The sequence below is a fragment of the Kiloniella sp. genome (genome assembly GCF_048259265.1).
Classification (GTDB): Bacteria; Pseudomonadota; Alphaproteobacteria; order Kiloniellales; family Kiloniellaceae; genus Kiloniella.
The window spans coordinates 235376-253341 of the sequence record NZ_JBLXHT010000002.1 but is presented as its reverse complement, the minus strand read 5'-3'; the positions used below and the strand labels follow the sequence as shown (position 1 = coordinate 253341).

Sequence of the window (17966 nt, the reverse complement as noted above, 5' to 3'; positions counted from 1 at the left end):
AGCCCTTAACCTGCGTTGGAAACGATATACCAAGTAATCAGGGCAACGACCCCGATTAACATGGCAAATGCGTAATGATAGACATATCCGCTTTGCAGACGGCTCGCTTTACCCGCAAGAATGCGTGTAAGAGAACTCACCCCATCTGGTCCGTAAGCATCAATTACAGCACCATCCCCGGATTTCCAGAGGAAGCGGCCAATCTTGACGGCAGGACGTACAAAGAGAAAGTCATAGAGTTCATCAAACATCCATTTTCTGTAAACAAAAGTATGGATTGGTTTGATGATAGACACGAAAGTGGCCGGAAGGCTTGGCACGAACATATAGAAGACATATGCCAGAACAATCCCGCTGATCGCCGCAATTAATGGTACAAGCTTCACCCATGTCGGAACATGGTGTGCCGCTTCAACCGTATCATTTGCAGCTAGAACCAGAAGTGAATCACCCCAAAATTCTGCTTTAAGATCACCCACGAAATAGTTGTATCCCAACCACCCAGCAAAGAGAGCACCAACACCCAGAACAAGTAATGGGATCATCATCACCATTGGTGATTCGTGAACGCCCTTCATAGTGTGTTCATCCGCACGCGGATTACCATGGAAGGTCATGATCAACAGACGCCAGGAATAGAATGCCGTCATAAAGGCAGCAGCTGTCCCCGCCCAAAAGGCAAACATACCCTGTGTGGAATGATCAGCATAAGCAGCTTCAAGGATAAGATCTTTCGAGAAATATCCAGAAAGCGGTGGAATACCAGCCAAGGCAATTGATCCGATCCACATAAGAAGATAAGTCGCTGGAATCATTTTCCAGATACCGCCCATCTTACGCATATCCTGTTCGTGATGCATCGCATGGATCACAGAACCTGCACCTAAGAACAACAGCGCTTTAAAGAAAGCGTGTGTCATCAGGTGGAAAATAGCACCACCATAAGCAGATACGCCGATTGCAAAAAACATATAGCCAAGCTGTGAACAGGTTGAATAGGCAATCACCCGCTTGATATCAAACTGGGTCAGACCGATCGTCGCCGCAAAGAAGGCCGTTGCGGCACCAACGTAAGTAACAACTTCCAACGCAGCAGGTGCATATTCAAACACAGGCGAGAAACGACAAAGCATGAAGATACCCGCGGTCACCATTGTCGCCGCATGAATAAGTGCAGAAACAGGCGTCGGGCCTTCCATCGCATCTGGCAGCCATGTGTGCAGACCAAGTTGAGCTGATTTGCCCATTGCACCAACAAAGAGCAACAGGCAGATAATTGTCAGGGCATGTCCTTCATAGCCAAGGAATGTGAACTGAGCTGTCGACAGTCCCTCAGCCTGAGGGAAGATTTCAGCAAAGTTAACCGACCCAAAGAGAACAAAAACACCCATGATGCCGAGAGCAAAACCAATATCAGCAACACGGTTGACCAGAAACGCTTTCATCGCTGCCGAACAAGCCGACGCCTTTTCATACCAGAAACCAATCAGCAGGTATGACGCCAGACCGACACCTTCCCAACCAAAGAACATCTGAACAAGGTTATCAGAGGTAACCAGCATCAGCATGAAAAAGGTGAAAAGTGACAGATACGAGAAGAAACGCGTAATTGACTTGTCTTCGGACATGTAACCGATTGAATAGAGATGCACCATTGAAGAGACAACAGTTACAACAATCAGCATTACGGCTGTAAGTGTATCAATTTTCAACGCCCAGGATAGTTGAAAATCACCCGAATTAATCCAAGTAAACAAATGTGTTGTCCGCGCGTTTCCATCAATGGCGACATCAAAGAAAACAATGAATGATAAAACAGCTGATACAAGTAGTAACCCGGTGGTTAGTACTTGGGCTCCGCGATCGCCGATCCACTTGCCAAACAGGCCAGCAATAAATGAACCTAACAGAGGGAGAAAGACTATAAAGTTTTCCATCGTCGGATTAGCCTTTCATCATGTTGATATCTTCAACCGCGATTGACCCGCGATTACGGAAGTAGATAACCAGGATCGCCAGACCAATCGCCGCCTCAGCAGCAGCAACAGTCAAAATAAAGACGGCGAAGACCTGACCAACCAGATCACCCATATGGGTAGAGAAAGCCACAAAGTTGATGTTCACGGCCAAGAGCATAAGTTCAATCGACATCATAATAACAATGACGTTCTTTCTGTTCAGAAAGATACCGAAGATACCTAGGGTAAACAGAACAGCCGCGACAACTAGGTAATGGGCTAGACCAATTTCTAACATGGTTAGATTCCACTCCCGCTGGATACTTTTTTGATTTCAACGGACTCTTCACGACTACGGTTGATTTGATCAGAAATAACCTGTTTACGAACACCGTCACGTTGACGGAGCGTCAGAACAATTGCTCCGACCATCGCAACCAATAAGATCAAACCACAAGCTTGGAAGAGGTATGCGTATTTAGTGTAAAGCACCTGCCCCAAAGCCCGTGTGTTATGAACAGTGTCCATATCGGGAATTGGCACAGCCGCCGTAGCCACAACATCAGGTGCTGTGAATGATGAAGACAGGATCACGACAAGTTCCAAAAAGAGAACCAGACCGATAGAACCACCAATTAGCAAATATTGCTTAAAGCCCTGTCGTGCACGCTCGATATTGATATCAAGCATCATAACAACAAAGAGGAAGAGAACTGCCACAGCCCCGACATAGACGACCACGAGGATCATCGCGAGGAATTCAGCCCCCATCAGCACAAAAAGACCAGCCGCATTAAAGAAGCAGAGGATAAGGAACAGAACCGAATGAACCGGGTTCTTGGAAGAAATCACCATAACTGCCGAAGCAATGGCAACTGCTGCAAATAGATAGAAGACGAGCGCCTGAACGATCATTTGGCTACCCTTTCTTTATAGGCCTGGTGTTGGCATATGATTTTTTTCATAAACACTTTTTTATTCCAAGCTTTTAGCGGTAAGGAGTATCCAACGCGATATTCTGCGCAATTTCGGTTTCCCAACGGTCGCCATTCGCAAGCAGCTTGTCTTTATCATAGAAAAGCTCTTCACGTGTCTCAGTCGCAAACTCAAAATTTGGTCCCTCGACAATTGCGTCCACCGGGCAAGCCTCTTGGCAAAATCCGCAATAGATACACTTCGTCATATCAATGTCATAGCGTGTTGTACGGCGACTGCCGTCATCACGCGGCTCAGCTTCGATTGTAATCGCCTGTGCTGGGCAAATAGCTTCACACAGTTTACAGGCGATACAACGCTCTTCCCCATTCGGGTAGCGGCGCAAAGCGTGCTCTCCGCGAAAACGAGGGCTAATTGGCCCTTTTTCGTATGGGTAGTTAAGGGTGACCTTTGGCTTAAAGAAGTATTTAAGCGTCAAGGCCATTCCGGAAAGCAGTTCGGTCAAAAGAAGACTGCGGACTGGGTTTTTCATAAAAGCCATCGTCCTCTATCTCTCCATATTTCTTTTTATTATTTTCTTTTCCATTACCAGATCTCCTATTGAGCCACTGGTAACAGGTCAAAACCAACCAGTACCCCAGCCGTCAGAAATACCCATAACAAGGAAAACGGCAGGAAGACTTTCCATCCCAAACGCATCAGTTGGTCATAACGGAAGCGCGGGAATGTGGCACGAACCCATAGGAAACAGAAAAGAACCATTGCAATCTTCAATGAGAACCAAACAGGCCCAGGTATCCAGTTCAACGGCGCAATATCCAAAGGCGGCAACCAACCACCAAGGAAAAGAATTGTAGCCATTGCACTCATCAGGATCATGTTTGCGTATTCCCCAAGGAAGAATAACGCAAAGCTCATGGAAGAATACTCAACCATGAAACCAGCCACGATTTCTGATTCACCTTCGGGTAAATCGAATGGTGAGCGATTTGTTTCAGCTAGAATGGAAATGAAGAAGATCACAAACATAGGCAACAACGGGAACGCATACCAGTTCAAAAGGCCATAATTCCCTTTTTGCGCCATCACGATATCTGACAGGTTCAATGATCCTACGCACAAAAGAACTGTAACAATCACCAAGCCCATGGAAACTTCGTAAGACACCATCTGGGCCGCGGAACGAAGTGCACCGATGAAAGGATACTTCGAGTTAGAAGCCCACCCCGCCATGATCACGCCATAAACTCCCAATGACGAGATCGCGAAAAGATAGAGGATACCAACGTTAATATCACTAACAACCAGACCTTCGCCAAAAGGAATAACGGCCCAAGCTACAAGACTAAGAATAAAGGTTAGCATTGGTGCCATAATGAAGATGATCTTGTTCGATCCCGAAGGAAGAATGGTTTCCTTCATCATCAACTTGACCGCATCCGCAAAAGGTTGCAATGCACCAAAAGGCCCAACAACGTTTGGTCCTTTGCGAAGTTGCATCGCACCGATAACTTTACGTTCCGCCAGCGTAAGATAGGCCACCGCGATCAGCAAAGGACCGACAATTACCATAATTTGCGCAACGATCATGATCGTTGGCAGAGCGTATCCTTCCCAGAATTCAACCATTTGTTCCAGTAGCTCCCTGCTCTTTATCCAGTACAAATTGCTCTGTACAGGCAGACATCGTTTCAGATGAACGGCTGATCGGATCAGTCATATAGAAATTCTTGATGTTACTTGTGAATGGATCAGAAGATAACTTTTCCTTGCTCTTCGCAACATCACCCAAGCCAGTTGTTGAGACCTGATCAATTGCAGCAAAGACAGGATTAACGTCGATCATTCTTTGACGCAGTTGCCCAAGGTTATCATAAGGCAGTGCCTCACCAACCTGTTCTGACAATGCGCGAAGAATAGTCCAATCTTCTCTGGCTTCACCCGGAGGGAACGTCGCAAGACGCCCCAACTGAACGCGGCCTTCTGTATTCACATAGGTGCCGTTTTTCTCGGTATAAGCCGCACCCGGTAAAATCACATCTGCAGCCGAAGCGCCTGCATCCCCATGGTGCCCTTGATAGATCACAAAAGCATTTTTCAGCTTGGAAGTATCAATCTCGTCTGCACCTAACAGATAAACAGCTTTGATCGATCCCTTTTCAGCACCGTCAAGAATACCAGCAACATCGACACCATTTTTGCCCGGAACCAAGCCTAGATCCAGGCCAGCAACACGAGAAGCTGCCGTATGAAGAACATTGAAACCGTTCCAGTCATTCTGAACAAAACCGTATTTATCAGCAATTGCCTTTGCTTCAGCAAGAACAGCCGCACCGTCATCGCGGGTCAACGCGCCCATACCAACAATAATCATTGGCTTCTTGGCGTCCTTCAGCACATCAGCAAAAGGGCTTTTACCAGATGTAACTTCTTTCAAAGTGTCCGGGCCTGCGCCTAAATACTCATATTCATAAGTCAGATCGGCGGCTTCACCGATCATACCTACTTTAAAGCCACCTTCCAGGAAGCGTTTGCGCAATCTTGCGTTAATGAGTGCGGCTTCCCAACGTGGATTTGTTCCGACAAGAAGAACAGCGTCGGCTTCTTCAATACCAGCGATAGAGCTGTTAAAGAGATAGGTTGAACGATCATCAGCGCTCAACTTGGCACCGTCCTGACGACAGTCGATATTTTCAGACCTCAGATTAGCCATGAAGTCTTTCAGAGCCACCATGGATTCTGCATCGTTCAGATCGCCCGAAATCGCCGCAATTTCATTCCCTTTAAGAGAAGATAGTTTCCCTTTGATTGCGGCAAAAGCTTCATCCCAAGATGCCGCTTTCAACTTGCCATCAACACGGACATAGGGGCGATCAATACGCTGACGGCTCAACCCATCTGTAATGTAACGGGTTTTATCAGTGATCCACTCTTCGTTCACATCTTCATGGATACGCGGAAGAACACGAAGAACTTCACGGCCGCGCACATCAATACGAATGTTCGACCCGACAGCGTCCATCACATCAATGGAGTTTACCTTTTTCAATTCCCAAGGACGGGCATTGAATGCATAAGGTTTGGACGTCAGCGCGCCGACAGGGCAAACATCAACCAAATTACCGGACAGTTCAGTATTAACAGCCTTTTCCAAAGTCGTGATCTCAACATGACCACCACGATTTAAAAGGCCAACTTCTTCAATACCAGCAACCTCAGTCGAAAAACGCACGCAACGTGTACATTGAATACAGCGGGTCATGATCGTCTTGATCAATGGCCCCATGTATTTTTCAGTAACCGCACGTTTGCTTTCTTTGTAACGTCCGTGATCAAGACCAAAGGCCATGGCCTGATCCTGAAGATCACACTCACCACCCTGATCGCAGATAGGGCAATCAAGCGGGTGATTGATCAAAAGGAATTCCATCACCCCTTTACGGGCTTTTTGAACAACCTCGGTATCTGTCTTGATCACCATGCCTTCGCCAACCGGCATTGCACAAGATGCAATCGGTTTCGGGGCACGTTCCATTTCGACCAGACACATCCGGCAATTACCGGCGACGGAAAGACGTTCGTGGTAACAGAAACGTGGAATTTCTGCCCCCGCAAGTTCGCATGCCTGAAGAACTGTCAGGCCGTCTGCGACTTCAATCTCTTTACCGTCAATCGTCAACTTTGGCATCAGTCTCTCCTACTCCGCTGCCTGGCGCGATTGCTTGTATTCGTTAATTCGGCGCTCTAATTCCGGACGGAAATTCCGGATCAAGCCCTGAATTGGCCAAGCTGCAGCATCACCAAGCGCACAAATTGTGTGACCTTCAACCTGCTTTGTAACATCCCAAAGCATATCGATTTCTTCAACATCAGCTTCGCCGCGAACCATGCGCTGCATAAGACGGAACATCCATCCAGTTCCTTCGCGGCATGGCGTACACTGGCCACAGCTTTCGTGTTGATAGAAATGTGAAAGTCGGCAGATAGCTTCGACAACATCGGTGGACTTGTCCATCACAATAACCGCCGCTGTTCCCAAACCAGATCCCGCTTCGCGTAGTGCATCGAAATCCATGGTCATGGTATCACACACATGCTTTGGCAGCATCGGAACGGATGATCCACCCGGAATTACTGCAAGCAGATTATCCCAACCGCCACGAACACCACCCGCATGCTTTTCAATAAGCTCACGCAGAGGAATACTCATAGCTTCCTCGACGTTACACGGCTTGTTTACATGACCAGAGATAGAGAAAATCTTTGTCCCGGTGTTATTTTCGCGGCCAAACTGTTTCCACCAATCAGGTCCTCTGCGCAAGATGGTCGGCGACACCGCAACTGTTTCCACATTGGTCACAGTTGTTGGACATCCATACAGACCACAGGCCGCAGGGAATGGCGGCTTCAGACGAGGTTGGCCTTTTTTACCTTCCAAACTCTCCAGAAGGGCGGTTTCCTCACCACAGATATAGGCACCAGCACCACGGTGAACGTGGACATCAAATGCCCAGCCAGAACCGCAAGCATCATCACCCAGTAATCCATCAGCTCTTGCCTGCTCGATGGCAGCTTCCAAGCGCGTGGATTCTAGATAATACTCACCACGAATATAGATGTAAGCCGTATGAGCGCCCATTGCGAAACCAGCAATCAGGCAACCTTCGATAAGCGTATGTGGATCATTGCGCATGATCTCACGGTCTTTACAGGACCCCGGCTCTGACTCATCGGCATTAACAACCAGATAACTTGGACGGCTTGGATCTTCTTTCGGCATGAATGACCATTTAATGCCAGCCGGGAAACCCGCACCGCCACGACCACGCAGGCCAGAGTCTTTCATACGATTGACGATCTCTTCACGACCGAGAGCAACCAGATCTTTAGTGTCTATCCAGATGCCGCGTTTCTTCGCGCCTTCAAGACCCCAATCGTCCTGTCCGTAAAGATTTTGGAAAATACGATCTTTATCACCTAAAAGTGGCATCATTCACTCCCTTTTAGGGTTGTACGCTCACCCTCTGGCGCAGATGTAAGACGGCCAATTTGTGATCCGATTGGCACATCTTTGCCTGCGCGAAGCTCTTCGACAATTTCCATCATGCGTTCAGGGGAAAGATCTTCGTAATACCAATCGTTGATCTGAACCATTGGCGCATTACAACACGCGCCCATACATTCAACTTCAACAACCGAGAAAAGACCATCTTCACTGACATCACCAACCTTACTAACGCCAATTTTATCCATTGCCGCTTTCAGAATGTTGTCTGATCCGTTTAACCAGCACGGTGTTGTCCGGCAAACCTGGATAAAGTACTTGCCAACAGGTTTAAGGTTAAACATCGTGTAAAAGGTTGCAACCTCGTGTGCACGAATTGGCGCAATTTCGAGATATTCAGCAACATATTCAATTGCTTCGGGCGGTAGCCAGCCGTCGTTCTGTTTTTGCGCGATATAGAATAGACTAATGATCGCGCTGGCCTGACGGCCTTCAGGGTACTTGGCAACAATCTTTTCTGCTTCACGAAGGTTTTCTTCGGTAAACTTAAAGTCGCCTGTTTTGGCTTTTGGAAAACTACTGGTTTTCATCGGTCAACCTCGCCGAAGACGATATCCATTGAACCCAGAATAGCAACACTATCAGCCAACATGTGCCCTCGGCACATATAATCCATGGCAGCTAGGTGCGCAAATCCCGGTGCTTTGATTTTACAGCGGTACGGTTTGTTTGATCCGTCAGCGACAAGATAAACACCGAACTCCCCCTTAGGAGCTTCGACCGCAATGTAAGTTTCACCGGCAGGAACGTGGAAACCTTCTGTATAAAGTTTGAAGTGATGGATCAACGCTTCCATAGAGCGCTTCATGTCATCACGACGCGGAGGGGTAACTTTGTGATTTGGTGCAAGGACAGGCCCTTCGGGCATTTTCTCGATGCACTGCTTCATAATATGCAAGGACTGGCGCATCTCTTCGACACGAACAAGATATCTGTCGAAACAATCACCGTTCTTCCCAACTGGAATATCAAAATCCAGTTCGTCATAACAGTCGTAAGGCTGTGATTTACGAAGATCCCATGCGATACCGGAACCACGGATCATGGGACCAGAAAGCCCCCAATCCATCGCTTCGTCAAAGTTCATGACACCGATATCAACGGTCCTTTGACGGAAAATTCTGTTTTCAGTCAGCAAACCTTCGAGATCGTCAATAAAGGACGGGAAATTCTCGCAAAATTCTGAAATATCAGACAGTAATCCGGCAGGAAGGTCCTGATGGACACCACCCGGACGGAAGTAAGCAGCGTGTAATCTGGCACCACAAGCACGCTCGTAGAATTCCATCAAGATTTCACGTTGTTCAAAGCCCCAAAGGATTGGTGTCATAGCACCAACATCAATCGCAAAGGTCGTGATATTCAAAAGATGATTTAGAATACGGCCAATTTCACAATAGAGAACACGGATATACTGACCACGCTTTGGTACTTCGATATCAAGCATCTTTTCAACAGCAAGAGCAAAAACATGTTCCTGGTTCATCGGCGCGACATAATCAAGGCGGTCAAAATAAGGAATTGCCTGTAAATAGGTCTTATATTCAATAAGCTTCTCTGTTCCGCGGTGTAGCAAACCAATATGCGGGTCTGCCCGCTCAATGATCTCGCCGTCCATTTCCATAACAAGACGAAGAACACCATGCGCAGCCGGATGCTGAGGACCAAAGTTCAGCGTAAGCGGCTTAATCGTAGCTTCAGCCATTAAGCAGCCCCCTCTTCATTTTCCTGTTCGGCCTTTTCATCCCCTGGCAGGTTCACAATACCTTCCCACGGGCTGGAGAAATCGAAGTTCCGGAATTCCTGTGTCAATTTCACAGGTTCATACACAACACGCTTTTGTGTCTCGTCATACCTGACTTCTACATAGCCTGTAAGCGGGAAGTCTTTGCGTAGCGGATGCCCTTCGAAACCGTAATCGGTCAGTATACGACGAAGATCCGGATGGTTGGCAAAGAAAATGCCGTACATATCCCATACTTCACGTTCGTACCAGATCGCAGAACTGAAAAGCCCTGTCACGGATTCAACTGGCGTTTCATCGCTTGTTGAAAACTTGATCTTGATACGCTGATTATGGGTAAGAGATAGAAGACAGTAAACGATTTCAAAACGCTCTTCTCTGGCCGGGTAATCGACCGCAGTCAATTCCACCAGCTGCCTGAATTGACAGTTTTGATTGTCTCTTAGGAACTTTATAACCTGAAGGAGGGTATCTGACTTTGCCCAGATGACAAGTTCGTCATTTATAAGCTCAGTTCCAGTTACCGCCTCTCCCAAGGTAGTGGCGATAAAATCGCCCAAGTCCAGTAAAGCCTGATTCATATGGTTCACCAGTATTTAGGAATGCCCGAGATAGGCTACCTGCGGAATTTCGCGGTTCGTTTGATTTTCTTTTGAAGCTGTAGAATACCATAAATAAGCGCCTCAGCCGTCGGCGGGCACCCAGGAACATAGATATCTACAGGAACAACTCTGTCACAGCCACGAACAACAGAATAAGAATAGTGATAATAGCCGCCGCCATTTGCACAAGACCCCATTGAGATAACCCAACGAGGTTCTGGCATCTGATCATAAACCTTACGCAAGGCCGGCGCCATTTTGTTGGTAAGTGTACCAGCAACAATCATCACATCTGACTGACGAGGCGACGGGCGGAAAACCATACCAAAACGGTCCATGTCATAACGGCTACACGCCGCGTGCATCATTTCCACCGCGCAACAAGCTAAACCAAAAGTCATCGGCCACAAAGACCCAGACTGTGCCCAACCTGTAAGTTGATCCATACGCGCCAACACAAAGCCACGTTCAGCGAGTTCTTCGCCAACGTTTTGCAGAACAAGATCTTGCTCCGGACCTGGCGGCAGCGGTGCCCCTTGCTTGAGAGCTGGATTAGAGATTACTCCCATTCCAATGCCCCTTTCTTCCATTCGTATGCAAAGCCAATCGTCAAAATGACCAAAAAGACCACCATCGACCAGAAACCAAAGAGACCGATATCACCCAGTGATACGGCCCAAGGGAACAGGAAGGCGACTTCAAGGTCGAAAATAATGAAGAGGATTGCCACTAGGTAGAAGCGCACATCAAAACGGCCACGCGCGTCATCAAACGCTTCGAAGCCACACTCATAAGTACTGATTTTCTCTGAATCAGGGTGCTGTTTAGCCATGATAACAGAAGCCAGCATCATTGCGATAGCCAGACCCACTGCAATTCCGAGAAAGATCAGAATTGGCAGGTATTCCGCCAACATCCCATCTAAGCCCATCTCTCCATACAATCTGCACGAGGGTTACCGCGCAAATCACCTTTCATGTCGAATATGACAAGAGGCCTTTATGGCCCTATTTTTTAAGTATGTATTAAATATCGCCCAAAGGCGACATAAGCAAACATAGAATCGCCACAATCCAGAAAAAATCGTATTATCCCAGTAGTGGAATCAAGTATTAACCGAAGAACTCAAGAAAACACATTCCGTTCTACAGGATAAACATTTGCAATGTCTTAAGGGATATAAGGAGTATCATAAAAAATGATGGCGAGGATGACGAGACTTGAACTCGCGACCTCTGGCGTGACAGGCCAGCGCTCTAACCAACTGAGCTACACCCCCACATAACCATCCCTGCGGACGAGGGTTTATTTAGTGTAGTACCCTCCCCCTGTCAAGCGACGGAATAGATTTTTGACAGTTTTTTTTTAGTTTTTTGAATAAAGCCTAAAATAAGAAGAAAATCCTTTAGCATCAATGATCTAACGAATCGATTTAAGAGCGGTAATAGTTGAAAAACTTGCCCTCTCTTCCCCACATAAAAATATAGAATCGCGTTCAATTTTGTAGAGATTCTAAGAGAAAGTCTTTTCATACAAACCTTGAGTCCATTTTTTATATCAGAAAAAGAAACCAATAAGAAAATTACATATAGATTAACGACATCGACGCCCCATGAACGCCACGCCTATAAAATATTTAACAAAACAACCACATAAAAAAAATGGCCAGAGCATCACTCTGGCCATTTTCAGTTTCGATGTTAGCCACCAAAATCATCTAACATAATATCTTCTCGGTCGACTCCAAGTTCAAGGAGCATGTTAATTACCGAGGAATTCATGATCGGCGGACCGCACATATAATATTCACAATCTTCTGGTGCCGCATGGTTCTTAAGATACTCATCATAAAGCACGTTATGAATAAAGCCCGTGTAACCATCCCAATCATCTTCAGGCAAGGCATCAGATAGCGCCACATGCCAAGTAAAGTTAGGAAACTCGGCAGCCAACTGATCAAAGTCTTCTACAAAGAACATTTCTCGTTTTGACCGTGCACCGTACCAGAATGTGATCTTACGATCCTTATTCTTTAGACGCTTAAGCTGGTCAAAAATGTGACTGCGCATCGGTGCCATACCAGCACCGCCACCGATAAAGACCATTTCCTTATCAGTATCACGAGCAAAAAATTCACCGAACGGACCAGAGATCGTCACCTTGTCCCCTGGCTTCAGATTGAAAATATAAGAAGACATCTGTCCCGGAGGAATACCTTGTGTACCGGGTGGCGGCGATGCCACACGGACATTAAGCATAATCATTCCACGTTCTTCCGGGTAGTTCGCCATGGAATAAGCACGCTCAACAGGCTCGGCAACAGTCGATTCGAATTGCCAAAGATTGAACTTGTCCCAATCTTCCCGGTATTCTTCTTCAACGTCGAAATCTTTATATGTCAGTTTATGTGCCGGCGCTTCGATCTGAATGTATCCACCAGCGCGGAAATTCACATCCTCGCCTTCGGGCAAATCAAGAATCAATGACTTAATAAAGGTCGCCACGTTCTCGTTAGAACGAACCGTACATTCCCATTTCTTAACACCAAAGACCTCTTCAGGAACTTCGATTTCCATATCCTGCTTAACTGCAACTTGGCAGGATAGGCGATCCCCGCAAGAGGCCTCTCGTTTAGTGATGTGGCCTTCTTCGGTCGGCAGAATAGAGCCTCCGCCTGAGAAAATTTTCACCCGGCATTGCGCGCAGGTACCACCACCACCACAAGCAGAAGGCACAAAAAGCTTCTGTTCAGCCAATGTTTGCAACAACTTTCCACCAGCCGGAACCGAAATTGTTTTCTCACCGTTAATAGTGATATCAACGTTTCCGGTAGAAACCAGTTTAGAGCGTGCAGCAAGAATAATCGTGACAAGCGCCAGAACGATCAGTGTAAAAAGCAGGATGCCTAATCCAAATGTGATCAATTGAGCCTCCCCTTTACAATTTCACGCCACTAAAGGACATGAAGGCCATCGCCATAAGGCCGGCAGTGATGAAGGTAATACCTAGGCCCTGAAGACCGTCAGGTATATCCGAATACTTTAATTTTTCGCGAACACCAGCCATCGCCGTGATTGCCAAAGCCCAACCAAAACCGGAAGAAATGCCGTAGGTCGTTGCCTCTGCAAAATTATAGTCGCGCTCGACCATAAAGAGCGAGCCCCCAAGAATAGCGCAGTTCACTGTAATCAACGGCAAGAAAACGCCCAAAGCGTTGTAAAGCGGTGGGAAATATTTATCCAAAACCATTTCAAGTATCTGAACCAACGCCGCAATAACGCCGATGTAAGAAATCAGACCAAGAAAGGTCAGATCGACATTATCAAACCCGGCCCAGGAAAGAGCCCCAGGCGCCAGAAGGTAAGTCAGGATCAGATTATTTGCAGGCACAGTAATAGCCTGAACAACCATCACAGAAATACCGAGGCCGATAGCAGTCGCGATCTTTTTCGACACAGCAATAAAGGTGCACATGCCCAGGAAAAATGAAAGCGCCAGATTTTCAACGAAAACCGCCTTTACGGCTAAAGAGATCAGCTCTTCCATTAGTGTTCCTCAACCACTTGAATTTTATAATCACGCTCTTCAACTTGCTCTGGTTTCCAAGTACGGAACGCCCAGATAAGCAGACCAATGACAAAGAAAGCTGAAGGAGGCAGTAGCAAAAGACCGTTCGGTACATACCAACCACCGTTATTCACAGTCTCAAGTATCGTCACCCCAAAAAGCGAGCCAGAACCGAAAAGCTCGCGGATCACCCCCACAAGCATCAAAATTAATCCGTAACCCAAACCATTACCAATTCCATCAATGAAAGATGCAATCGGCGGATTTTTCATCGCAAAGGCTTCTGCGCGCCCCATCACAATACAGTTGGTGATAATCAAACCGACAAAGACAGAAAGCGTTTTGGAAATCTCGAAAGCATAGGCCTTGAGAACCTGATCAACGACAATCACAAGTGACGCGATAATCACCATCTGTACAATAATCCGGATAGAACCAGGGATCTGATTTCGGATCATCGAAATAAACATCGATGCGAATGCTGTAACCGCTGTTACAGCAAGGGCCATCACAAAAGCCACCTGCAAAGAAGATGTTACCGCCAGCGCTGAACAGATACCAAGAACCTGTAGCGTAATCGGATTGTTATCGACCATCGGGTCGAGAATAAGTTCTTTAGGAGTCTGCGCCATTAGATTTCTCCCGCTTTAACTGATTCTAGGAAAGGAGCATATCCCGCCTTACCCATCCAGAAACGTACCAGATTATCTACGCCATTAGACGTCAGTGTTGCACCGGCCAAAGCGTCGACATGGAATTCCTGACCAGCAGGCGGTGCCGTTTTAGCAACTGTAATCTGTAGCACGTCATTCTCATCATAAAGCTTTTTACCACGCCATAGTGATTTCCAGCGCGGATTGTCAACTTCTGCACCAAGGCCCGGCGTTTCAGCATGACTGTAGAACTGTAATCCAAAAATATCATTGGCGTTTTCTTCAACAGCAATGAACCCATAAAGCGTCGACCAAAGTCCATACCCATGTAGAGGTAAGATCACCTTGTCGAGACTGCCATCTTCATTACGAAGGAGGTACACAGTCACAAACTTGGCTTGCCGACCAATCGACGCCGGATCATCTGTCAATTCAACAGACAGTTCAGGGTCATCTGCCGCAGCGCGATCATCGAACGTACTTGCGTCGAATTGATCCGTAAATTCACCTGTTGCAAGCTCTAGCACATGTGGTTCGAAAACCTTGAACGACTCTGTCACATCTGTGCCAGGACTATAAAGCCCAGCCACCTGCAGAATGTTGATCTGCTTGTCTTTAAGCTTGTTGATTTCCTGCACAGGTCTCAACGACACCGCAACAGCAGACACAATCATCGAAGCCACAAGACAAAGCGTTACTGCTACAACTACCGTTTTACCCACTGAATCAGGGGGCGTATCAAGAAAACGGCGTAACAATCCAGGTTTTTTATTTTCGTCAGGCATTACGCTTTGCCCTCCGCTTAATATTGGCTTGTACCACAAAATAATCGATCAGTGGCGCAAAGACGTTTCCGAATAAAATGGCAAGCATCATTCCCTCGGGGAAAGCCGGATTAATTACCCGGATCATGACCACCATAAAACCAATCAATGCGCCATAGATATAACGCCCAACGTTGGTGTGGCAGGCAGAAACAGGTTCCGTAACCATAAAGGCAAGACCAAAAGCAAAACCACCCGTTACAAGATGCCAATACCACGGCATTGCAAACATCGGGTTACTGTCAGACCCAACCCAATTGAGAAGCAAAGAAAAGCCGATCATACCGCCCAAACAACCAACGACAAGACGCCAATTGGCAATCTTGGTAATCAGCAAAAAGCTCAACCCAATTAAACAAGCCAATGTAGAGGTTTCGCCAATAGATCCCTGGATCGTACCAACAAAGGCGCTTGTCCAATCAATCCCACGAGCAGCAAGTTCCGAGAACCCTTCAGAAGCGCTGACAGAAAGGGCCGTCGCGCCAGAGAAACCGTCAACAGGCGTCCAAATAGTTTCGCCCGACATTTGTGCCGGATACGCAAAATAAAGGAAAGCACGTCCGGTAAGCGCGGGGTTAAGAAAGTTCTTACCAGTTCCGCCAAATACCTCTTTACCGATAACAACGCCAAAAGAAATACCTAGAGCAACCTGCCACAAAGGGGCACTTGGTGGTAAAATCAACGCATAAAGCATTGAAGTAACTAGAAAACCTTCGTTAACTTCGTGACCACGCACCGTCGCAAAGATGACTTCCCAAATACCGCCAACAACAAGTGTTACGATATAAATTGGAAGGAAATAAAGCAGACCATGTAAGAAATTGGCTATGGGGTTATTAGGGTCAAAACCAACCCCTAATAAATCAAGAAGCCATACCCGCCAACCAGACGAATTATGGACTTCCATTGCCGCATTCGTCTGAAAACCGACATTATACAGCCCGATCAGAATACAAGGGATCGTCGCAATGACCACATAGGTCATGATGCGTTTCATATCCACATAAGATCTTGCATGCGGAGCGACTTTCGTCACCGTTTTTGGCGTGTAGAGAAAGCTCTCAACCATTTCATAGATGGGGAAGAACTTCTCGTATTTACCACCGTTGGTGAAATGAGGCTCTATACGATCGAAAAAGTTGCGAATACCCACGAGATCAGCCCTCCTTTTCGATCTTGTTAAGGCAGTCGCGTAGCGCCGTGCCATATTCATATTTGGCTGGGCAAGCAAAGCCCACTACGCCAAGATCTTCTTCGTCCAATTCCAGTGCACCGAGTGCCTGTGCCTGATCGGTGTCCATCACTAAAAGCGCTCGCAAGAGCTGAGTTGGCAAATAGTCCTGCGGCATAAGCCCTTCAAAAGTACCAAGCGGCACCATAGCTCTACGACCACCATTGAGGTTTGACGTCAAAGCATAAAGCTTCTTAGAGAAAGCAGATCCCAATACTGGTTGTACTGAATATTTCGACGGCATTGGGAGAATCCAACCCATCGTGATCTGTTTTTGGTCTTCTTCGATCAATGTAATCTGACGTGCGTAGCGGCCAAGGTATCCATCTTCGCCCTCGCCCATGCGTCCACTAAGAATTGAACCAGAAATCATACGGACCGATACATCACTAGGAATATCTTGAACAACCAGATCTACCATCGATGCACCAGCAATCGTGCGAACCAAACGAGGATTAGCGCAAAGAGGACCAGACAATGCAACAACACGGCTTGCATCATAACACCCAGTTGAAATCAACTTGCCGATCGAAATGACATCCGAATAGCCTATTGTCCAAACAGCTTGATCACCTTTTGGTGGCTCAAGAAAATGTATATGTGTTCCAGCCAAGCCAGCAGGATGAGGCCCTGAAAAACTTGCAACAGTTACGGCTGAAATGTCTGAACCTGGAATATCAACATCTGGCGCTTGGCAAAGATAGGTTTTACCCTCTGTAAGCAGCGTAATCGCTTCAAGTCCCTTGCGAAAATTCTCCGCTTCATCAGCAATGATCTCTGCAGGATCAGCTGAGAGTGGCTCTGAATCCATTGCCGTCACAAAAATGGCTGACGGTCTACTGTCCGGCACAGGAACCTTAGAATAAGGTCTCGTGCGAAACGACGTCCAAAGTCCAGCAGTACAAAGACGCTCAACCAAACCTTCCGCGGTAGAGACATCACCCACGCTAGAAAAATCAATCGGTTCAGCAGCCGTCTCGTCAATGTCAATTACGACACTGATCAAGACACGTCGTGCGCCTCGATTGATAGCTCTAATCCGACCAGAAACTGGTGACGTGATTAGAACTTCAGGTGTGTCTTTATGGGATAGAATAGGGGTTCCTGCCGCAACGACATCCCCTTCCTGAACCGTAAGGCGCGGTTTCAGGCCAATATAGTCCGCGCCTAATATAGCAACGGAGCCAACTGTAGCAGGATCTTTGATTCCAGGCTCGGGTGCCCCCAGCACAGGAACATCAAGACCTTTTCGTAACGAGAATTTCGGCACGTTTATGCAGTCCTGTAAAAATTTTTAGCTCTTATGCGACAATTATGCGGCCTCTTAAAGTACTTTTTTGGGCACAAAGACTTAATTTTTTGTTGAATCTGCTATAAAACTCGCCC

At 46.9% G+C, this 17966-nt stretch carries 18 protein-coding genes and 1 tRNA gene; all 19 read right to left on the bottom strand.

The features are described 5' to 3' along the window. Window positions 1-5 precede the first annotated feature (5 nt). On the bottom strand, window positions 6-1937 hold the full coding sequence (gene nuoL / locus ACN0QW_RS04375; protein ID WP_417429097.1) for an NADH-quinone oxidoreductase subunit L: 1932 nt from the start codon (window positions 1935-1937) through the stop codon (window positions 6-8). Between the two features lie 7 nt (window positions 1938-1944). Continuing rightward, window positions 1945-2256, bottom strand: coding sequence for an NADH-quinone oxidoreductase subunit NuoK (nuoK, locus tag ACN0QW_RS04370; protein WP_046505092.1), 312 nt, complete (start codon window positions 2254-2256; stop codon window positions 1945-1947). Between the two features lie 2 nt (window positions 2257-2258). Next, window positions 2259-2873 carry an NADH-quinone oxidoreductase subunit J gene (locus ACN0QW_RS04365; protein WP_299373865.1) on the bottom strand — a complete coding sequence of 205 codons (615 nt, stop codon included), beginning with the start codon at window positions 2871-2873 and terminating at the stop codon, window positions 2259-2261. Between the two features lie 73 nt (window positions 2874-2946). Next, window positions 2947-3435, bottom strand: a complete 489-nt coding sequence (nuoI, locus tag ACN0QW_RS04360; RefSeq protein WP_299373868.1) for an NADH-quinone oxidoreductase subunit NuoI — start codon at window positions 3433-3435, stop codon at window positions 2947-2949. A 56-nt stretch (window positions 3436-3491) separates the two neighbouring features. After that, the gene (nuoH, locus tag ACN0QW_RS04355; protein WP_299373871.1) at window positions 3492-4523 is read right to left on the bottom strand and encodes an NADH-quinone oxidoreductase subunit NuoH; all 1032 of its coding nucleotides are present in this window, start codon (window positions 4521-4523) and stop codon (window positions 3492-3494) included. Next, complete coding sequence (nuoG, locus tag ACN0QW_RS04350; RefSeq protein ID WP_417429093.1) at window positions 4516-6582, bottom strand: NADH-quinone oxidoreductase subunit NuoG; 2067 nt, start codon at window positions 6580-6582, stop codon at window positions 4516-4518. The genes nuoH and nuoG overlap by 8 nt, the downstream gene beginning before the upstream one ends. A gap of 9 nt (window positions 6583-6591) precedes the next feature. Further along, window positions 6592-7884 carry an NADH-quinone oxidoreductase subunit NuoF gene (gene nuoF, locus ACN0QW_RS04345; protein WP_417429658.1) on the bottom strand — a complete coding sequence of 431 codons (1293 nt, stop codon included), beginning with the start codon at window positions 7882-7884 and terminating at the stop codon, window positions 6592-6594. Then, the gene (nuoE, locus tag ACN0QW_RS04340; protein WP_417429091.1) at window positions 7884-8489 is read right to left on the bottom strand and encodes an NADH-quinone oxidoreductase subunit NuoE; all 606 of its coding nucleotides are present in this window, start codon (window positions 8487-8489) and stop codon (window positions 7884-7886) included. Before nuoE ends, nuoF begins: the two co-directional genes overlap by 1 nt. Next, window positions 8486-9664: an NADH-quinone oxidoreductase subunit D gene (locus ACN0QW_RS04335; protein ID WP_299373880.1), complete on the bottom strand. Its 1179-nt coding sequence runs from the start codon at window positions 9662-9664 to the stop codon at window positions 8486-8488. The genes nuoE and ACN0QW_RS04335 overlap by 4 nt, the downstream gene beginning before the upstream one ends. Next, complete coding sequence (locus ACN0QW_RS04330; protein ID WP_299373884.1) at window positions 9664-10284, bottom strand: NADH-quinone oxidoreductase subunit C; 621 nt, start codon at window positions 10282-10284, stop codon at window positions 9664-9666. Before ACN0QW_RS04330 ends, ACN0QW_RS04335 begins: the two co-directional genes overlap by 1 nt. 35 nt (window positions 10285-10319) lie before the next feature. Next, window positions 10320-10874, bottom strand: coding sequence for a NuoB/complex I 20 kDa subunit family protein (locus ACN0QW_RS04325; protein WP_046505071.1), 555 nt, complete (start codon window positions 10872-10874; stop codon window positions 10320-10322). Then, window positions 10865-11236 (bottom strand): NADH-quinone oxidoreductase subunit A, encoded by a 372-nt coding sequence (locus tag ACN0QW_RS04320; RefSeq protein WP_299373890.1) that lies wholly within the window; start codon window positions 11234-11236, stop codon window positions 10865-10867. Before ACN0QW_RS04320 ends, ACN0QW_RS04325 begins: the two co-directional genes overlap by 10 nt. Before the next feature lie 271 nt (window positions 11237-11507). Continuing rightward, window positions 11508-11584 (bottom strand) — tRNA-Asp (locus tag ACN0QW_RS04315). Window positions 11585-12005: 421 nt separating this feature from the next. After that, window positions 12006-13229 (bottom strand): NADH:ubiquinone reductase (Na(+)-transporting) subunit F, encoded by a 1224-nt coding sequence (gene nqrF / locus ACN0QW_RS04310; protein ID WP_299373893.1) that lies wholly within the window; start codon window positions 13227-13229, stop codon window positions 12006-12008. A 13-nt stretch (window positions 13230-13242) separates the two neighbouring features. Continuing rightward, the gene (gene nqrE, locus ACN0QW_RS04305) at window positions 13243-13851 is read right to left on the bottom strand and encodes an NADH:ubiquinone reductase (Na(+)-transporting) subunit E (RefSeq protein WP_417429087.1); all 609 of its coding nucleotides are present in this window, start codon (window positions 13849-13851) and stop codon (window positions 13243-13245) included. Further along, complete coding sequence (locus tag ACN0QW_RS04300; RefSeq protein ID WP_417429085.1) at window positions 13851-14504, bottom strand: NADH:ubiquinone reductase (Na(+)-transporting) subunit D; 654 nt, start codon at window positions 14502-14504, stop codon at window positions 13851-13853. The genes nqrE and ACN0QW_RS04300 overlap by 1 nt, the downstream gene beginning before the upstream one ends. Further along, entirely contained in the window at window positions 14504-15310 is an 807-nt protein-coding gene (locus ACN0QW_RS04295; protein WP_417429083.1) for a Na(+)-translocating NADH-quinone reductase subunit C, read from the bottom strand. The genes ACN0QW_RS04300 and ACN0QW_RS04295 overlap by 1 nt, the downstream gene beginning before the upstream one ends. Next, window positions 15303-16502 (bottom strand): NADH:ubiquinone reductase (Na(+)-transporting) subunit B, encoded by a 1200-nt coding sequence (locus tag ACN0QW_RS04290; RefSeq protein WP_417429081.1) that lies wholly within the window; start codon window positions 16500-16502, stop codon window positions 15303-15305. The genes ACN0QW_RS04295 and ACN0QW_RS04290 overlap by 8 nt, the downstream gene beginning before the upstream one ends. A 4-nt stretch (window positions 16503-16506) precedes the next feature. Further along, on the bottom strand, window positions 16507-17850 hold the full coding sequence (locus ACN0QW_RS04285) for a Na(+)-translocating NADH-quinone reductase subunit A (protein WP_417429079.1): 1344 nt from the start codon (window positions 17848-17850) through the stop codon (window positions 16507-16509). Between the last annotated feature and the right edge of the window lie 116 nt (window positions 17851-17966).

What these genes read in the sequence shown, in the direction of transcription:
- nuoL (WP_417429097.1), bottom strand. Translation starts at nt 1,937, where the DNA reads ATGGAAAACTTTATAGTCTTTCTCCCTCTGTTAGGTTCATTTATTGCT.
- nuoK (WP_046505092.1), bottom strand. Translation starts at nt 2,256, where the DNA reads ATGTTAGAAATTGGTCTAGCCCATTACCTAGTTGTCGCGGCTGTTCTG.
- ACN0QW_RS04365 (WP_299373865.1), bottom strand. Translation starts at nt 2,873, where the DNA reads ATGATCGTTCAGGCGCTCGTCTTCTATCTATTTGCAGCAGTTGCCATT.
- nuoI (WP_299373868.1), bottom strand. Translation starts at nt 3,435, where the DNA reads ATGGCTTTTATGAAAAACCCAGTCCGCAGTCTTCTTTTGACCGAACTG.
- nuoH (WP_299373871.1), bottom strand. Translation starts at nt 4,523, where the DNA reads ATGGTTGAATTCTGGGAAGGATACGCTCTGCCAACGATCATGATCGTT.
- nuoG (WP_417429093.1), bottom strand. Translation starts at nt 6,582, where the DNA reads ATGCCAAAGTTGACGATTGACGGTAAAGAGATTGAAGTCGCAGACGGC.
- nuoF (WP_417429658.1), bottom strand. Translation starts at nt 7,884, where the DNA reads ATGCCACTTTTAGGTGATAAAGATCGTATTTTCCAAAATCTTTACGGA.
- nuoE (WP_417429091.1), bottom strand. Translation starts at nt 8,489, where the DNA reads ATGAAAACCAGTAGTTTTCCAAAAGCCAAAACAGGCGACTTTAAGTTT.
- ACN0QW_RS04335 (WP_299373880.1), bottom strand. Translation starts at nt 9,664, where the DNA reads ATGGCTGAAGCTACGATTAAGCCGCTTACGCTGAACTTTGGTCCTCAG.
- ACN0QW_RS04330 (WP_299373884.1), bottom strand. Translation starts at nt 10,284, where the DNA reads ATGAATCAGGCTTTACTGGACTTGGGCGATTTTATCGCCACTACCTTG.
- ACN0QW_RS04325 (WP_046505071.1), bottom strand. Translation starts at nt 10,874, where the DNA reads ATGGGAGTAATCTCTAATCCAGCTCTCAAGCAAGGGGCACCGCTGCCG.
- ACN0QW_RS04320 (WP_299373890.1), bottom strand. Translation starts at nt 11,236, where the DNA reads ATGGGCTTAGATGGGATGTTGGCGGAATACCTGCCAATTCTGATCTTT.
- nqrE (WP_417429087.1), bottom strand. Translation starts at nt 13,851, where the DNA reads ATGGAAGAGCTGATCTCTTTAGCCGTAAAGGCGGTTTTCGTTGAAAAT.
- ACN0QW_RS04300 (WP_417429085.1), bottom strand. Translation starts at nt 14,504, where the DNA reads ATGGCGCAGACTCCTAAAGAACTTATTCTCGACCCGATGGTCGATAAC.
- ACN0QW_RS04295 (WP_417429083.1), bottom strand. Translation starts at nt 15,310, where the DNA reads ATGCCTGACGAAAATAAAAAACCTGGATTGTTACGCCGTTTTCTTGAT.